Origin of the sequence: Bradyrhizobium sp. CB3481, assembly GCF_029714305.1 — a bacterium.
GTDB lineage: Bacteria > Pseudomonadota > Alphaproteobacteria > Rhizobiales > Xanthobacteraceae > Bradyrhizobium.
Window position 1 is genome coordinate 1,418,228 of record NZ_CP121647.1, and the last position, 14,727, is coordinate 1,432,954.

14 protein-coding genes are annotated in these 14,727 nt (G+C 64.7%); 7 read left to right on the top strand and 7 right to left on the bottom strand.

The features are described 5' to 3' along the window. The first annotated feature begins 79 nt into the window (after window positions 1-79). A complete protein-coding gene (locus QA643_RS06825) occupies window positions 80-946 on the top strand; it encodes a fumarylacetoacetate hydrolase family protein (RefSeq protein ID WP_283032427.1) in 867 nt (288 codons plus the stop codon). Then, window positions 943-1,524, top strand: a complete 582-nt coding sequence (locus QA643_RS06830; protein WP_283032428.1) for an amino acid synthesis family protein — start codon at window positions 943-945, stop codon at window positions 1,522-1,524. The genes QA643_RS06825 and QA643_RS06830 overlap by 4 nt, the downstream gene beginning before the upstream one ends. 117 nt (window positions 1,525-1,641) lie before the next feature. Here the strand turns inward: QA643_RS06830 and QA643_RS06835 are convergent, their stop codons facing one another. Together QA643_RS06835 and QA643_RS06840 are read right to left on the bottom strand one after the other, a co-directional pair. Further along, on the bottom strand, window positions 1,642-2,859 hold the full coding sequence (locus tag QA643_RS06835) for an alpha-hydroxy acid oxidase (RefSeq protein ID WP_283032429.1): 1,218 nt from the start codon (window positions 2,857-2,859) through the stop codon (window positions 1,642-1,644). 37 nt (window positions 2,860-2,896) lie between these two features. Further along, a complete protein-coding gene (locus tag QA643_RS06840; protein ID WP_283032430.1) occupies window positions 2,897-3,712 on the bottom strand; it encodes an MlaD family protein in 816 nt (271 codons plus the stop codon). Window positions 3,713-3,898: 186 nt separating this feature from the next. Here QA643_RS06840 and QA643_RS06845 point away from each other — a divergent pair, with 186 nt between their 5' ends. Further along, on the top strand, window positions 3,899-4,825 hold the full coding sequence (locus QA643_RS06845) for a DUF3658 domain-containing protein (RefSeq protein ID WP_283032431.1): 927 nt from the start codon (window positions 3,899-3,901) through the stop codon (window positions 4,823-4,825). 28 nt (window positions 4,826-4,853) lie between these two features. Here the strand turns inward: QA643_RS06845 and QA643_RS06850 are convergent, their stop codons facing one another. Then, window positions 4,854-5,786, bottom strand: a complete 933-nt coding sequence (locus QA643_RS06850) for a DMT family transporter (RefSeq protein ID WP_283032432.1) — start codon at window positions 5,784-5,786, stop codon at window positions 4,854-4,856. Window positions 5,787-6,150: 364 nt separating this feature from the next. Here QA643_RS06850 and QA643_RS06855 point away from each other — a divergent pair, with 364 nt between their 5' ends. Beyond that, the gene (locus QA643_RS06855; RefSeq protein ID WP_283032433.1) at window positions 6,151-6,342 is read left to right on the top strand and encodes a hypothetical protein; all 192 of its coding nucleotides are present in this window, start codon (window positions 6,151-6,153) and stop codon (window positions 6,340-6,342) included. A 17-nt stretch (window positions 6,343-6,359) separates the two neighbouring features. Here QA643_RS06855 and ybaK read toward each other — a convergent pair whose 3' ends face one another. Continuing rightward, the gene (gene ybaK, locus QA643_RS06860) at window positions 6,360-6,833 is read right to left on the bottom strand and encodes a Cys-tRNA(Pro) deacylase (protein ID WP_283032434.1); all 474 of its coding nucleotides are present in this window, start codon (window positions 6,831-6,833) and stop codon (window positions 6,360-6,362) included. 281 nt (window positions 6,834-7,114) lie between these two features. Here ybaK and QA643_RS06865 point away from each other — a divergent pair, with 281 nt between their 5' ends. Together QA643_RS06865 and QA643_RS06870 are read left to right on the top strand one after the other, a co-directional pair. Continuing rightward, window positions 7,115-8,407 carry an adenylosuccinate synthase gene (locus QA643_RS06865; protein WP_283032435.1) on the top strand — a complete coding sequence of 431 codons (1,293 nt, stop codon included), beginning with the start codon at window positions 7,115-7,117 and terminating at the stop codon, window positions 8,405-8,407. A gap of 37 nt (window positions 8,408-8,444) precedes the next feature. Next, a complete protein-coding gene (locus QA643_RS06870; protein ID WP_283032436.1) occupies window positions 8,445-10,040 on the top strand; it encodes a hypothetical protein in 1,596 nt (531 codons plus the stop codon). A 94-nt stretch (window positions 10,041-10,134) separates the two neighbouring features. Here QA643_RS06870 and QA643_RS06875 read toward each other — a convergent pair whose 3' ends face one another. Further along, window positions 10,135-10,398 (bottom strand): hypothetical protein, encoded by a 264-nt coding sequence (locus tag QA643_RS06875; protein ID WP_283032437.1) that lies wholly within the window; start codon window positions 10,396-10,398, stop codon window positions 10,135-10,137. Window positions 10,399-11,054: 656 nt separating this feature from the next. Here QA643_RS06875 and QA643_RS06880 point away from each other — a divergent pair. Continuing rightward, a complete protein-coding gene (locus QA643_RS06880; RefSeq protein ID WP_283032438.1) occupies window positions 11,055-12,173 on the top strand; it encodes a DUF2336 domain-containing protein in 1,119 nt (372 codons plus the stop codon). Between the two features lie 130 nt (window positions 12,174-12,303). Here QA643_RS06880 and QA643_RS06885 read toward each other — a convergent pair whose 3' ends face one another. Together QA643_RS06885 and QA643_RS06890 are read right to left on the bottom strand one after the other, a co-directional pair. Beyond that, entirely contained in the window at window positions 12,304-13,353 is a 1,050-nt protein-coding gene (locus QA643_RS06885) for a glycosyltransferase family 4 protein (protein WP_283032439.1), read from the bottom strand. Between the two features lie 28 nt (window positions 13,354-13,381). Then, window positions 13,382-14,623: a glycosyltransferase gene (locus tag QA643_RS06890; protein WP_283032440.1), complete on the bottom strand. Its 1,242-nt coding sequence runs from the start codon at window positions 14,621-14,623 to the stop codon at window positions 13,382-13,384. Between the last annotated feature and the right edge of the window lie 104 nt (window positions 14,624-14,727).

The window sequence follows — 14,727 nt, forward strand, 5'->3', positions numbered from 1 at the left end:
CGACAATATTTTCGAAAATAGTTGCCTCTGACGAAATTTACTCCATCAGCCCGTCCAACCGAGAAGGATACCCCGTCGCATGCGGCTGCTTTCATTTCTGAACAAGGGCAAGGAGACCTGGGGCGTGGTGCTCGGCGATGGCGTCGTCGACCTCGGCAGCAAGCTCAGCCACGCCACCCTGCAGGACTTCATCGCCAGCCCGGATTTTGAGAAGCGTGACGGCATCGTCGCCGGCCACGCACCGGACCTGAAGCTCGCCGATGTCAAATATCTGCCGGTGATCCCGCGCCCCGAAAAGATCGTCTGCGCCGTGCGCAACTATCTCGACCACCACAATGAGGCGGTGGCCTTCGGCATGCAGCGCGAGATCACGGCGTTTCCGCCGATCTTCCTGCGCGTCTGGCGCTCCCAGGTCGGCCACGACGCGCCGGTGGTCCGGCCCAAAGTTTCGACGCATCTGGATTGGGAGGGCGAGCTTGCCGTGATCATCGGCAAGGGCGGCCGCCATATCTCTGAGGCCGACGCCATGAACCATGTCGCCGGCTATTCGATCTACAACGACGTCAGCGTGCGCGACTATCAGCGGCACGCGCAGCAGATCGCCGCCGGCAAGAATTTCGTCGGCACCGGCCCGTTCGGACCGTGGATGGTGACGACGGACGAATTGCCCGATCCGACCAAGTTGAAGCTCGAGACCCGCGTTAACGGCAACGTCGTTCAGAAGTCGGATACCTCGTTCCTGATCTTCTCGATCCCGCGGCTGATCAACTACGCCTCCGAGATTTTCGATCTGGTACCCGGCGACGTCATCGCAACCGGCACGCCGGCCGGCGTCGGCTTCACCCGCAAGCCGCCGATGTTCCTCGTTCCCGGCGACGTCGTCGAGGTCGAGGTGGAGAAGATCGGCGTGCTGCGCAACCCCGTGATCGACGAGGCCGCGCAGTGACGGCGTACGACATCAGGAAGACGCAAGTCTCGATCGAAGAGGTCTGGCACGAGCGCGGGCCGCGCCGGGCGCAGCCGCTGTTGGTCGGCACCGCGCTCGCCGTCATCAACAACCCTTATGCGGGCCGCTTCGAGCCTGATCTGATGGCTTTTCAGGCAGCTTTACGCGATCTCGGCCGGCAGCTGGCGCGCACGCTCTGCGAACGTCTCGGCGGCAAGGACGGCATCGAAGCCTATGGCAAGGGCGCGATCGTCGGCGGCGACGGCGAGCTCGAGCATGGCGCGGTCTGGCACGAAGCCGGCGGGGCGGCGATCCGCGAGGTGATCTCGCAGGCCAAGGCGATCGTGCCGGCGGCGAAAACCGTCGGTGCGATCGGCACGCGGCTGATGGTGCCGCTCGGCCACATCGAGGCGGCGTATGTGCGCAGCCATTTCGGCACCGCCGAGATGACGATCTGGGACGCGCCGCGCCGCGACGAGATCGTGTTCGGCCTCGTGATGGCGACCGGCGGCCGCACCCATGCGCGCATCGGCGGGCTGTCGGTGGACCAGATCTCGGTCCACGACGGACAGCGATAGCGTTCAGTCATGTAGGGTGGGCAAAGCGAAGTGTGCCCACCATCACGAGTGCGATGTTGAATGGCGGGCACGGCGCAACAGCGCCTTTGCCCACCCTACGATCCCCGCGCAACTACGTTAAAACTTCCGCACCAGGTCCGGCGTGATCTCGCTGAGCTTGCGGATGCCTGATAGAGCGAGGTCGCGGTCGATCTCGGCTTTCAGCAGCGAGATCGCGCGCTGCACGCCGGCCTGGCCGCCGGCGATCGCGGCATAGAGGAACGGACGGCCGATCCAGACGAAATGCGCACCGAGCGCCAGCGCCTTGATCACGTCGGTGCCGCGGCGGATGCCGCCGTCGACCATGACCGTCATGCCCTTGGCCTCGGCTGCGATCTCCGGCAGCGTGCGCAGGCCGGACATCGTGTAGTCGAGCTGGCGGCCGCCATGGTTGGACAGCATCACGCCGTCGACGCCGCTCTCGCGCGCAATCCTGGCATCCGCCGGCGAGACCAGGCCCTTGACCACGAGCTTGCCCTTCCACTTCCTGCGGATCATCTCGACATGCTTCCAGGCGAGCTGGTCGCGCGCGCCGATGTTGCGCATCAGGTTCTTCGCCAGCACCGGCGGGCCGCGCTGCGCGTCCATATTCTCGAAATGGGGCATGCCGTGATTCATGATGGTGCGCGCCCAGGTGCCGAACAGCCAGTGCGGATGGGTGACCGTGTCCCAGAACACGCGCGGCGTGATGGCGAGCGGCACCTGAAAGCCGTTGCGGATATTGTTCTCGCGGTTCGGCGGCACCGGCACGTCGGCGGTGACGACGAACGTGTCGTAGCCGGCCGTGGCGACGCGATCGACCAGCGGCTCGATCCTTTCAGGCAGGCCTGCGAGATAGGCCTGATACCACGCCGCCGGATTGGCTGACCGCACGTCCTCCAGCGTGATCAGCGAAGAGGCGCTGAGGATCATCGGCACGTTCTCGCACTTGGCCGCCTCTGTCAGCACGATGTCGCCGCGATAGGCCGCGAGTGCGGACGAGCCCATCGGCGGAATGCCGAACGGCGCGGCATAGCTCTTGCCGAACAACGTCGTCGTCTGGTCGCGGCCAGAGACGTCGTTGAGCACGCGCGGCACGAAGCCGTATTCGTTGAAGGCGTTGCGGTTGTCGCGCAGCGCGGCGTCGGTCTCGGCGCCGCCGGAGATGTAGCCGTAAAGAAATTTCGGAATCCGGCGCCGTGCCGTCGCCTCGAAATCGTCGAGCGCGAGATATTTCTGCAAATGCCGCGGCACCGCGCTTTCGGGACGGGTCACGGTCGCGGGCGGCGCAGTCAGGCTGGCGGATTTGTCGAGCACGTCGGCTTCCATCTTGTTGATTGTTATGCGGCTGGGCTCAGCGGCGGCGGGGTGGGGCGGCAGGTGCCGGGCTGGACTTGTTGATGGCGGCAGAGACCTCGCCGAGCATCTTTCGTGCGTCGGCGAGCACCTGGCCGGATTTCTTGTCAAAGCTTTCGATCAGTTCGCGCATCGAGATCACGGTCGGCAGCAGTTCGCCCCCATATTTGTCGCTGGCGAGACGGCCGAGGAAGTCTTTCGTCTTGTCCATTGCGCCGTCGACGGCGGCCACGCCGGATTCGGCAGTGGCGATGACGGAGGAGATCTTCTCGCCATTGCCCGACAGCGAGGCGGTGAAGCTCTCGAAGTTCCGTAAGGTGTCCTTGATCGCCACCTCGTTGTCGGCGATCACCTTGTCGACGTTGCGCAACGCGACGCGGATCTTTTCCTGGGTGTTGAGCGTGCCTTCGCGGTCGGCGGTCAACTCCGGAATGCCATCGGCGCCTTTGGGCGGCGGCGGCGCCTCGTCCGAGCCGCCGGTGAACGAGATCGCGGCAATGCCGGTGAGGCCCTGGAATTCGAGGCCGACCTGGGTGTCGCTCCTGACCGGCGTGTTGCCGTCGATCATGGTGAGCGCGACCACGCGGCGCGGATGGTCGAGCTTCAGCGACACCACCTCGCCGACGCGGATGCCGGCGAAATTGACGCTGCCGCCCTTGCGCAGGCCGGACGCCGATCCTTCGAAGACCACGCGGAACGGCACCTTCTGCTTGATCCCGGCGAGCTTCTGATAACCCAGCCACGCGCCAAGCGACCCGGCGATCAGGGCCAGGGTGAGCGTGCCGATCATCAGATTGCTGGCGCGAACCTTCATTGAAATGCCTAGGAGAAGCGGATCCGAGTGATATCGGATTTATGACGGCAAGTCACCGCGCCCGACGACCCGGAACTGGGCCGTATGCTCATAGGGTCGGTTGTACCGATCGGGCGCGATTCCGCCTTTCCCTGGCAGACATCGTCCCGGCCCGCTGGCATGTCCGGTTCGGGCCACGAGGCAGACATGAGCTTTTTGCTTCTCTTTATCAATTTTCGGTTGTGGCAAACGTGCAGACGTAACTACACGCTATTCTATAAAGTCAGAACCGCATCATTTGGGAGATGCTTCGCAATGGCTGCATCGACGCTTCATGTCGTGTTCAATTCGTCCGCGGCGGCTGGCCTGCGTGACGCACTACGACAGGCGGGCCGCGCCGAACGTGTGGTCAGCCTTTCCGATTGCCTCAGCTTCGGCCCGATCAACCCGCCCGATCCCGAGTTGCGCAGGGAGTGGGTCGAAGGCGAACTCGGCTATGCGGGGTGGGAGGAAGTCGTCGGCGAAGCAACTTCCTTCTGGTCCGAGGCGCTGTCGATCAGCAGTCGAAGGGTCGCGTGGCTGTCGCGACGATCCACGCAAGAATATGCGGGTTTTCTCGAATGGCTGTGGCGGCTTGGCGAAGAACCAATCGAAATTGTCGATCTAACCGACGTCATGGTGACAGGAATTGGCACTGGGCCGACCAAGCCACACCCTGCAATTTCCCTCGCAATGTTGCCTCCACACACGATTCTCGAAAACGAACTGCTCGACCGCACTGAAGCACTCACGGCGGTCCTGCGCGCCCGGTATCGACAATTGTGGGGACGCCTGAGGACCGAAAATGCACCGCTGCGCGTGCTCAGCGAAGGTGAACTTGTGTCCGCGCCGCTTTCATTCTTCGACCCGCTATTGTTGTCGTGCGCAGCGCCTGAATGGCAAAAGGCGGCAAGAGTTATTGGAGAAGCACTCTCAGATTTCTGGGAGACGTCAGTGTTACAGACCGGCGATCTCGTCTTGTGCGCGCGTGCCCGCGCAATTGCCAGCGCTGGTGGTCTGGAATTTCGGGGAGATCTGTCCGACATTCACAATAGCGAACTGCGGTTACCCATCAGCCGGACTCCCCACGACTGAAAGGCTCATATATTGGTGCGTACACGCCCTAGGTCGTCTGCGGCTTCCGCGACGCCACGAACACCCCGGTCAGCACCAGCGCAAAGCCGATGAAGTGGAACGCCTGCGGATGCTCGCCGAGGAAGGCGATCGACATGATGGTCCCGAACACCGGCACGACGTGGAAGAACGGCGCGGCGCGGTTGGCGCCGATCAGCTGCACGCCGCGATTGAAGCAGAGATAGGCGAGGGTGGAGGGAAACAGCGCGACATAGGCCAGCGTCAAAACATTCGCCGTGTCGAGCTGCATCACGGGCCGCGCGAACAATTCCCAGATCAACAGCGGGATCAGGCAGGCGGCGCCGGCGCCGAAGGTGAAGGCGACGAACGACAGGGCATGGATCGCCGGCCGCTTCAGCGACAGCACCGAATAGAGCCCGAAGATCGCAAGCGCGACCAGGAAGATCAGGTCGCCGCGGTTGAATTCGATGTTGGAAAGCTTGGTGAGGTCGCCATGCATCAGGATGATCACCACGCCGGCCGTCGACAACAGAATGCCCGCCGCCTGCGCCAGCGTCAGCCGCACGCCGAGCAATAGCAGCGACCAGACTGCGACCACCAGTGGGCCGGCCGACTGCAGCAACAGCGTGTTCAGCGCCTGGGTATGTTCCAGTGCCCAGTATTGCAGGGTGTTGAACGCGCCGATGCCGGTGATCGAGAGCACGATCATGATGCCGAGGCGGCTTCGGATCGCGTCCCAGTCGCGCCTGAGGTGCTTTGAGGCAAACGGCAGGATGACCAGGAAGGCGAGCGACCAGCGCAGGAACGACAGCGTCACCGGCGCGATGTGGCCGGCGGCGAGCCGCCCCACGATCGCGTTGCCGGCCCAGCATAGCGCGGTGATGCTCAGCAAAAGATAGGGCTGGTTGGCGATCCAGTTCCGAGATGACGATGCTGATGAGGTCTGTTCGGTAGCCGACATTCGAGGACAAGGCCCAGTTCATGGCGCCGCGGCCCGCCCGGCTGGCGTCGCCGGGCCGGAATGTGGCCCGGCCTCTGTCACAGACACGGATTTGCCTCGTGCATCAATGGTGCAGGATGCATCGCGACCATGCAGGCGTCTTGCTGCTTGCTCTGCACGGTATTTGGGGTTGCCAAAAGGTCGGCGGATATGCAATCAAAAGATGATCGATTCATGAGACCCAACCTTTGTTTGATTTTGAGGGTCGCATGCGATTATTCCGGCACTATTTGATTAGCGAAACTTCGTTCGATCGTTGGGACCAGGGATTGGGGGCGGCCGCGCTGGTGCGGCGTACCCTGATCCGTGAGGTCGAATTCTACAGATGATGGGCATTCCCTTGAACAGACCGACACCGGCCGAAGAAGCCGAAGCCGAAACACGTCACCAGTTTGCCATTCGCGCCAATTCCATTCTGGCGTTCATCGAATGCGATGAAGAGCAGCGCCCGAAGCTGCGCGAGGCCATCATCGAGGCGATGCTGTGGGCGCAGACGCAGCCCAGGCTCAGCAAATAGCGGCTTGTCGCAGCCGCTCACGCCACAAGCGGCCGCGCGATTGCGCCCGCGGCCTTCACGGCGTCACTCGGATCAAGTTCGACCTGCAGGCCGCGCTGGCCGCCATTGAGAAACACGCTGGCATGGCCGAGCGCCGCTTCCTCGATCGCGACCGGCACGCGCTTCTTCTGTCCGAACGGCGAGATGCCGCCGACGTGGTAGCCGGTCAGCCGTTCGGCATCGACCGGCCGCATCATCTTCGCCGTCTTGGCGCCGAAGGCGGCGGCGAGCTTTTTCATGCTGACCTCGCAATCCGACGGCACCACGGCGCAGACCGGCTTGCCGTCGGCCTCGGCCATCAGCGTCTTGAGCACGCGCGATGGCGGCACGCCGAGCGCCTCCGCCGCCTGCAATCCGATGCTCGCCGCATCCGGATCGTAGGCGTAGGCATGCACGGTGAATTTCACGCCCAGCCTTTCCAGCGCCTGGGTCGCACGGGTGGTTTTCGACATGGCCTTTCCGTCATTGCGCGAAGTTAATGCAGCGAGGCTCTGGGAGCCTCCGATTTTTACGGGTATATCAATGGGTTGGAGCGGTTCTAAGGCCCCCATAAAGCCGCCTTCTTGCTTGCCTAGATCAGCTGCTTCCTTTATCCGGTGGGGCGCCCTGCACGCGAACGGCCCCGGCCGTGATTTTGGCTGGGCGAGACAGAAGCATGGTCCGGAAAGTTGGAGTGCCGGTTTTCCGGTGAAATCATGCTGGAACCAAGAGATTTGCAGGGAAAACCATAGATATGGCCAATGTTGTCGTCGTCGGCGCCCAGTGGGGCGACGAAGGGAAGGGCAAGATCGTCGACTGGTTATCGGAGCAGGCCGATATCGTCGTGCGCTTCCAGGGCGGCCATAATGCCGGCCATACGCTCGTCATCAATGGCGAGACCTACAAGCTGGCGCTGCTGCCCTCCGGGGTGCTGCGGCCTTCCAAGCTGGCCGTGATCGGCAATGGCGTCGTGTTCGACCCCCAGGCCTTCCTTGACGAAGTCGCGCGGCTGAAGGGGCAGGGCGTCGCCGTCGGCCCGGACAATTTGCGAATCGCCGAGAATGTGACACTGATTCTGCCACTGCACCGCGATCTCGACGCGCTGCGGGAATCCTCGAACGCGGTCACCGCGATCGGCACCACGCGCCGCGGCATCGGCCCGGCCTATGAGGACAAGGCCGGCCGCCGCGCCATCCGTTTGATGGACCTCGCCGACCTCGACACGCTGCCGCACAAGATCGATCGCCTGCTGGCGCATCACAACGCGCTGCGCCGCGGCCTCAATCTGGAAGAGATCGACGGCGACGGGATCCTGAAGGAGCTCACCGCGCTGGCGCCCAAGCTGCTGCCCTATGCCGAGACGGTGTGGCGACTGCTCGACATCAAGCGCCGCGAGGGCAAGCGCATCCTGTTCGAGGGGGCACAGGGCGCGCTGCTCGATGTCGACCACGGCACGTATCCCTATGTCACCTCGTCCAACACGGTAGCCGCGCAGGCGGCGACCGGAACCGGCCTCGGCCCGGGTGCGGTCGGCTATGTGCTCGGCATCTGCAAGGCCTATACGACCCGCGTCGGCCAGGGCCCGTTCCCGACCGAACTGAACAATGAGATCGGCGAAGAGATTGGTCGCCGCGGCAGGGAGTTCGGCGTCAACACCGGCCGCAAGCGCCGCTGCGGCTGGTTCGATGCGGTGCTGGTGCGGCAAACGGTCCGCACCTGCGGCATCAACGGCCTTGCGCTGACCAAGCTCGACATTCTCGACGGCTTCGACACCATCGAGGTCTGCACCGGCTATATGCTCGACGGCAAGGAGATCGACCATCTGCCGGCGGGCGAGGGCGCCCAGGCTCGGGTGGTGCCGATCTATGAGACGATCGAAGGATGGAAAGAGCCGACCGCCAATGCACGCTCCTGGGCCGACTTGCCGGCCCAGGCCATTAAATATGTCCGCCGGGTCGAGGAACTCGTGGGTTGTCCAATCGCATTGCTTTCCACCAGCCCCGAACGCGAGGATACTATCCTGGTGCAGAATCCGTTCGAGGCTTGACGGGATGTTGCGGCCGCTCCAGCAGTATTGATGAGAAATGGCTGATTATTACCCGCTGATCGCACGCGCTATTGCCGGCCTGGACCCGAATGCTCCAGGCGAGAGCCGCCGCGCGCTTTATGAGCGGGCCCGCACCGCGCTGATTGCGCAGTTGCGCAGCGTGCAGCCGCCGCTTTCCGAATCGGAGATCACCCGCGAGCGGCTGTCGTTGGAAGAAGCCGTTCGCAAGGTCGAATCGGAAGCCGCCCAGCGTGCCCGGGAAGCCTCGCGTCCGGGCGGTGCCCCCCGGGCGGGCGATAATTTCCGCCGCGCCAATGCCCGTCCGCCGGAGGATGGGGCAGCGCCGCCACCACCGGGCGCCCCGCGCCCGCGTCCGCCGCAGGGGCCTGCGCGCGAGGGCCGTCCGCCGCTTGGCCAGGAGGAGCCGCGTCCGCCGCGCAATCTGCGTCCCGATGCGCCGCCGAACGGTGCGCCGCGCCCGCAGGTGCCGCCGATTCCGATGCAGGATGCCGGCTTGCCGCCGCCGCCTCCGCGCGGGGCCGGTCCGCGCCGCGGTCCCGAGAATGGCGGCCCGCCGCAGCCGCCGGGCATGCGCGGCTTCCGCGACATCGCCGCCGACGCCGACGATCTCGGCCGCGCCGCCGCGCAGGCCAATCGCGCCGCGCGAAAGACCTATGCCAACGTGCCGTCGCCCTCGCCGGAATTCGACCGGCTGGAGCCGAGCATGGAGAACCGCGGCGCCGATCCCGAGGCGCCGTATTCGTACGAGGAGCAGCTGGCGGAGGCCGACCGCTATCCGCCGCCGCCGCTGCGCGACCGCCCGCGGCTCTCGCAGGATCGCGATCGCGAGCCGCCGAAGAAGCGCGCCCGTTCTGCTGCCGTGTTTCCGTTCAAGAGCGCGATTGCGGTCGGCATCGTGCTCATCCTGGTCGGCGCCGGCATCCTGTGGGGCAAGTCGGTGGTGTCGGCCTTCAGCGGCCTGTTCAAATCCTCCCAAGTGGCGGAAGCGCCGAAGGATCCGGCCGCGCCGCAGTCGCGCCCGAAGATTCCCGATCGCGTCGGCCAGCCCGCAACCGGCGAGAACGTCGCGCCGGTGGCGCAGCGCGTCGTGCTGTATGACGAGGACCCGTCCGATCCCAAGGGCAAGCAGTATGTCGGCTCGGTGATCTGGCGCACCGAACCGATCAAGGCGAGCGGCAACCAGAAGCCTGACATCGCCGTGCGCGCCGACATCGAGATTCCCGACCGTAAGTTCAAGATGACGATGTCGTTCCGCCGCAACACTGACTCGTCGCTGCCGGCGAGCCACACCGCCGAGCTGACCTTCATCCTGCCGCAGGATTTCACCGGCGGCGGCGTCGGCAACGTGCCGGGCATTTTGATGAAGTCGAACGAGCAGGCGCGCGGCACGCCGCTGGCCGGCCTTGCCGTCAAGGTCACCGACGGCTTCTTCCTGGTCGGCCTTTCCAACGTCGATTCCGACCGCTCGCGCAATCTGCAGCTTCTGAAGGAGCGCTCCTGGTTCGACGTGCCGCTGGTCTACGTCAACCAGCGTCGCGCCATCATCGCGATCGAAAAGGGCTCGCCGGGCGAGCGCGCGTTCAACGACGCGTTTGCGGCTTGGGGCGAGTAGCTATCCGCGAGGCGTGCGCGAGGCTTTCTGACAAAAAACGGCCCCGGCATCGCTCATCCCGATGCCGGGGCTGTTCTGCGTTTTGAGCGATCCGTCATTCCACGGCGGCGGCGCGCCGGCGTGCGGCGGCTTCGCGGTCCATCACGGCCCGGCAGCCCGGGCTGAGCTGCGCCTTGTGCTTCACCATGCAGGCGGTGATGCGCTGGATATTGGGAACTTCGTGGCCGCATAGCCGCATGGCGTCGCCGGTGCACATCTGCTGCGCGTCGGACGAGAGGCTTGGGCTCGCGGAAAGCGCCGTCGCCGCAGCGGCGATGGCGAAGAGAGCAGCGATCTTGATGGTACGACAGGAAGTCATTTGACCGGTTCCCCAAAAGTTTGCGTGCGGCGCCTCGGCCGCTGTTCATTTCATTGGGGGCGCTGCAGGCGGCTTGCGCTGCCGCACGCGTCTTCCCGCACGCGGAAGGTGATCCGCGTGTGGTTGCTCGATTTCTGCCGATGTCCGAATCGAAAGGTGCTGCGCCGCCCCGCGCGAATTATGCGCCAACGCTGTGAAGCTGCAATGCTCGCTTCAACACTTCTCTGGACTGTTGCGAGCGCGCCACGAAATTGAGTCCACCGAGCGGGACGGCGAGACTCTTTCCCCGATCGCTCGGAGGCCGCTGTCGAAGCGGTGGAGTGCCCGACCCCGCGATCGGGGAGGTCGCTGCGGCGCATCTGCCCCGGGCGGGGCCGACCCGGCCTGCCGTGCGGCGCCGCAAACTCAGTAAAAATGCGGAAAATCCGGGGTCCGGAACAACCACCCGTTAGGGAAGGCTGGGTACGATCAGCGGCTATTGCTCGCACCCGCCTCATTGCTTTCGTGGAAGTAAAAAGGCTTGCCGAAACCGGCCCGTCGAATGGCACTCGAATGCGCGTTGATGCCGATGGATCCCCTGACATGCCGGCCGTCCGCGCGGTAGTGCGGGCGGTGATGCGGCGCGCCCGAACGATCCGCCCAGAGGCGGCATCGCCATGACGGCCGCAACCAGTCTGCGCGAGGAGCTGAACGGCGCCGAGAAGGGCGGGCCGGAACATGACGCCCAGGTTTTCGGGGAGGTGACGGACCTGTTCCTGTCGAACTTCGACCGGCTCAGCGAATCCCAGATCGCCGCCGTCGATGCCGTCCTCGCCCAACTGATCGCGCGGGTGGCGGCGGCCAGCCTGATCGAGCTCAGCGAAGAGCTGGCCACCATCGAGCAGGCGCCGCGCCAGACCGTCCGCAACCTTGCCTTCCACGACGACGTTCAGGTCGCCGGGCCCATCCTCCGGCATTCCGTCTGCCTGTCGGACCAGGACCTGCTTGAGATCGCCCGCAGCCGCAGCCAGCAGCATCTGCTCGCGATCTCCGACCGCAAGGCGTTGAACGAGGCGCTGACGGACGCGCTGATGCGGTTTGGCGACGTCAACGTCTCCAACGCGCTGGCCCGCAATGCCGGCGCGCGTTTCTCCGAATGCGGTTACGCCACGCTGGTCGGCCGCGCGGAGCGCGACGAGGCGCTTGCCGAGAAGCTCGGCCTTCGCCTGGATATTCCCGGCAACCTGTTGCGCGAGCTGATCGGCAAGGTGGCCGACGTGGTCCGCGCCCGCTTCCTGACGGCCTCGCGGCCGGTGGCCCGCAAGAAGGCGCCGGGTGCTGCCGCGACGGCCGCACCGCCAGCTACGTCCCGCAAGGCGATCGACTACACCAAGGCGTATAATGAGGTCGTCGCGCTCAACCGCGCCGGCAAGCTCAACGATTCCACGGTGAACCGGTTTGCGGTGCGCGGCGAATACGACCTGGTGGTCGCCGCTCTTGCCCTGAAGGCCGACGTCAAGGTCGAGGCGATCGAACCGTTCCTCGAACCCGAGCGGGTCTATGGCCTGATCGTCGCCTGCAAGGCGGCGCGGCTGAGCTGGTCGACCACGACGATGATCGTCCGCATGCGCCCCGACTGCCCGCCGGCCACCGACCGCGAGCTCGAGCAATGCGTGGCGATCTATGAATCGCTGTTGCTGTCGGTCGCGCAATGGACCATCCGCTTCGGGTCGGACCGGATCCTTGGAAAGAAGAGCGAGCCGGTCGCGGCGGTTGCGGTAGCCGGCAGGAAGTAAGCCACTCCATGCTCTCTACATCGTCATGGCCGGGCGCTGTCCCGGCCATCCACGTTCTCTTATGCAGAGTCGAAGACGTGGATGCCCGGGACAGGCCCGGGCATGACGAAATTGTGGACGCTCGCCCAGCTCAAGCCGGGACGGCTTCATTGGCGCGGCTCCGCGCCAGCGCCGCGTAACAGCGCAGATACTCTTTGGCCATCCGCTTTGCGGTGAACCGCTTCTCGAACTGCGCGCGCACTTTCCTGCGATCGAGCTCGGGCAGTCGTTTGATCGCTTCGATAGCTTCGGCTTCATCGCTGACAACAAAGCCGGTGATGCCGTCGTCGATCACCTCGGGCACTGATCCCGATCGGAAGGCGATGACGGGAGTACCGCAGGCCATGGCCTCGATCATGACAAGGCCGAACGGTTCCGGCCAGTCGATCGGAAACAGCAGCGCCGCCGCATCAGCGAGAAACTGCCGCTTCGTCTCGTCATTGACCTCGCCGCTGAGCTGGACCTGCTTCCCATCGATCTGCGGTTCGAGCTGCTCCTTGAAGTAGCCGCGTTCGCCGCGCGGCACCTTGGCGGCGATACGCAGCGGCATGTTGACGGCGCGCGCGATCCGGATCGCGGCTTCCGGTCCTTTCTCCTTGGTCAAGCGGCCGAGAAAGGCGAGATAGGAGCCGGCCTCGAACGACGGACGGAACAGGTCCGCCGGCAGGCCGTGATAGATGGTGCCGATCCACCTGGCCTCGCTCAAGGGCGCGCGCTGATTATCCGATATCGACACGAACGGCGCGTCGGGAAAACGGCCGACGACGTCCGGAAAGCCCGGCAGGTCCAGGCGCCCGTGGCAGGTGGTCAGGAACGGCACGCCGAGCCTGGTGAACAGCGGCAGATGCAGCCAATCGATATGCGCGTGAATGACGTCGAATTCGCTGGCGTGCCGCGCCACCGCCTCCAGCAGCGCCGCTTGCGTCGCCATCGGGTCCGTCTTCGGCCGGCCAAGCCGGAGCGCCCGCGGCCAGACGGCGTGAAGCCGGGCTGATGTCTGCGAATCCCCGCTGGCAAACAGCGTCACCTCGTGTCCGAGGTTGACCAGCTCGTCGACCAGCCACGCCACCACGCGCTCGGTGCCGCCGTAGAGCTTGGGCGGAACGCTTTCCATCAGCGGCGCCATCTGCGCAATTCGCATCGGCCTTGCACCATCGACATCCATGCGATCAGGCCACCCGCCGCTCGTATCTGGACAAGAGGTCGAGCCAATCCTCTAATAGCCGGCTCATCAGAAAGTTCTGCCGCACGCTTTCCCTGGCCCGCGAGCCGATCTGCCGCCGGAGCCTTGCATCCTTCAGGAGCCGAACGATTCTGTCGGCAGCCTGATCAGGCGTATCGACCAGAAACCCGTTCCAGCCGTCCTTGATCTGGTGGCGGATGCCGCCGACATTGCCGCCGATCACGGCGGCGCCTTTCCACATCGCCTCGGTGACGGTCAGGCCAAAACCTTCGCGCAGCGACTTCTGCAGGACGACGGCGGCGGAACGCTGCAGCGCGTTCACCAGCGTCGGATCGTCGACGCTAAGGATGATGATGCCGTCATCGGCGGCGCTCTGGATTGCTTCCAGGATCTTGCCGCCTTCCGGATCGTCGGAGGCATTGTTGCCGACGAGCACGAGCGTGCAATCGACCTGTTGCCTTGCCTTGCGGAACGCCTCGATCACGCCCGTCGGGTCCTTCCAGCGGTCGAACCTCGAAATCTGCGTCACCAATGGACGATCGGTCGGGATCTTGTAGTTGCCGAGGAATTCGCCGATCTCGCGCGCCGACAGCTCCCGGTTCTTTGCCGAGAACGGATCGATCGCCGGGGTGACGAAGTGTTGGCCGCCGCCAAGATCCTGCCCGTATTCAGGGAGCGAGAAGATCGCCGCATCATATTGCCCGATGAAGCGGCGCAAATAGGCCCATACCGGCGCGTAGGGCGACGAAAGGTCGACGTGGCATTGCCACAGCCACGGCATGTCACGATCGGGAAAATGCGCGATCAGCGGCAGTGGCTGCGGATCATGCACGATGACCGCGTCGCAATCCTCGAGATGAAGCCGCATGGCATTTTCGAATACGACCTGCTCATAGATCGTCTTCTCGGCGTCGGAAAATTCTACGCGCTCGCCCTGCAGCGTATTGTGCAGCTTCTTGGTGCAGCCGAAAAACCCGGGCGTCCCCTGGATCAGATGCCAGTCGGTCTCGATGCCGCTGGCGTTCATCATCAGCGTCAGCGGCGTCAGCAGTTCGGTGACGCCGCCGCCATAGAATGTCGAGCTGATATGGGCGACGCGCATCGTGCCCAGGCGGTTCGCCTTTGCCGCGATGCGTTCGACTCCGGCAGCGCCGATCAGCGGTTCGTATTGTTCGAGCGTATGCAGCCCGAGGGTGGATCGTTGCACGGCAGGAGTAAGCATGGACATCGCAGGTCCTCATCGTTCTTGCAGCGCGGCAATGCCGCTTCCATGGCCTGCGATCCCCGCAGCGCCATGCCAGTTTTTCCCGTCAGCGATAAGTCCGGAGACGT

Coding starts and splice junctions, on each gene's coding strand:
- QA643_RS06885 (WP_283032439.1), bottom strand. CDS start 13,353: ATGCGAATTGCGCAGATGGCGCCGCTGATGGAAAGCGTTCCGCCCAAG.
- QA643_RS06855 (WP_283032433.1), top strand. CDS start 6,151: ATGATGGGCATTCCCTTGAACAGACCGACACCGGCCGAAGAAGCCGAA.
- QA643_RS06870 (WP_283032436.1), top strand. CDS start 8,445: ATGGCTGATTATTACCCGCTGATCGCACGCGCTATTGCCGGCCTGGAC.
- QA643_RS06825 (WP_283032427.1), top strand. CDS start 80: ATGCGGCTGCTTTCATTTCTGAACAAGGGCAAGGAGACCTGGGGCGTG.
- QA643_RS06875 (WP_283032437.1), bottom strand. CDS start 10,398: ATGACTTCCTGTCGTACCATCAAGATCGCTGCTCTCTTCGCCATCGCC.
- QA643_RS06880 (WP_283032438.1), top strand. CDS start 11,055: ATGACGGCCGCAACCAGTCTGCGCGAGGAGCTGAACGGCGCCGAGAAG.
- QA643_RS06890 (WP_283032440.1), bottom strand. CDS start 14,623: ATGTCCATGCTTACTCCTGCCGTGCAACGATCCACCCTCGGGCTGCAT.
- QA643_RS06850 (WP_283032432.1), bottom strand. CDS start 5,786: ATGTCGGCTACCGAACAGACCTCATCAGCATCGTCATCTCGGAACTGG.
- QA643_RS06845 (WP_283032431.1), top strand. CDS start 3,899: ATGAGCTTTTTGCTTCTCTTTATCAATTTTCGGTTGTGGCAAACGTGC.
- QA643_RS06865 (WP_283032435.1), top strand. CDS start 7,115: ATGGCCAATGTTGTCGTCGTCGGCGCCCAGTGGGGCGACGAAGGGAAG.
- QA643_RS06840 (WP_283032430.1), bottom strand. CDS start 3,712: ATGAAGGTTCGCGCCAGCAATCTGATGATCGGCACGCTCACCCTGGCC.
- ybaK (WP_283032434.1), bottom strand. CDS start 6,833: ATGTCGAAAACCACCCGTGCGACCCAGGCGCTGGAAAGGCTGGGCGTG.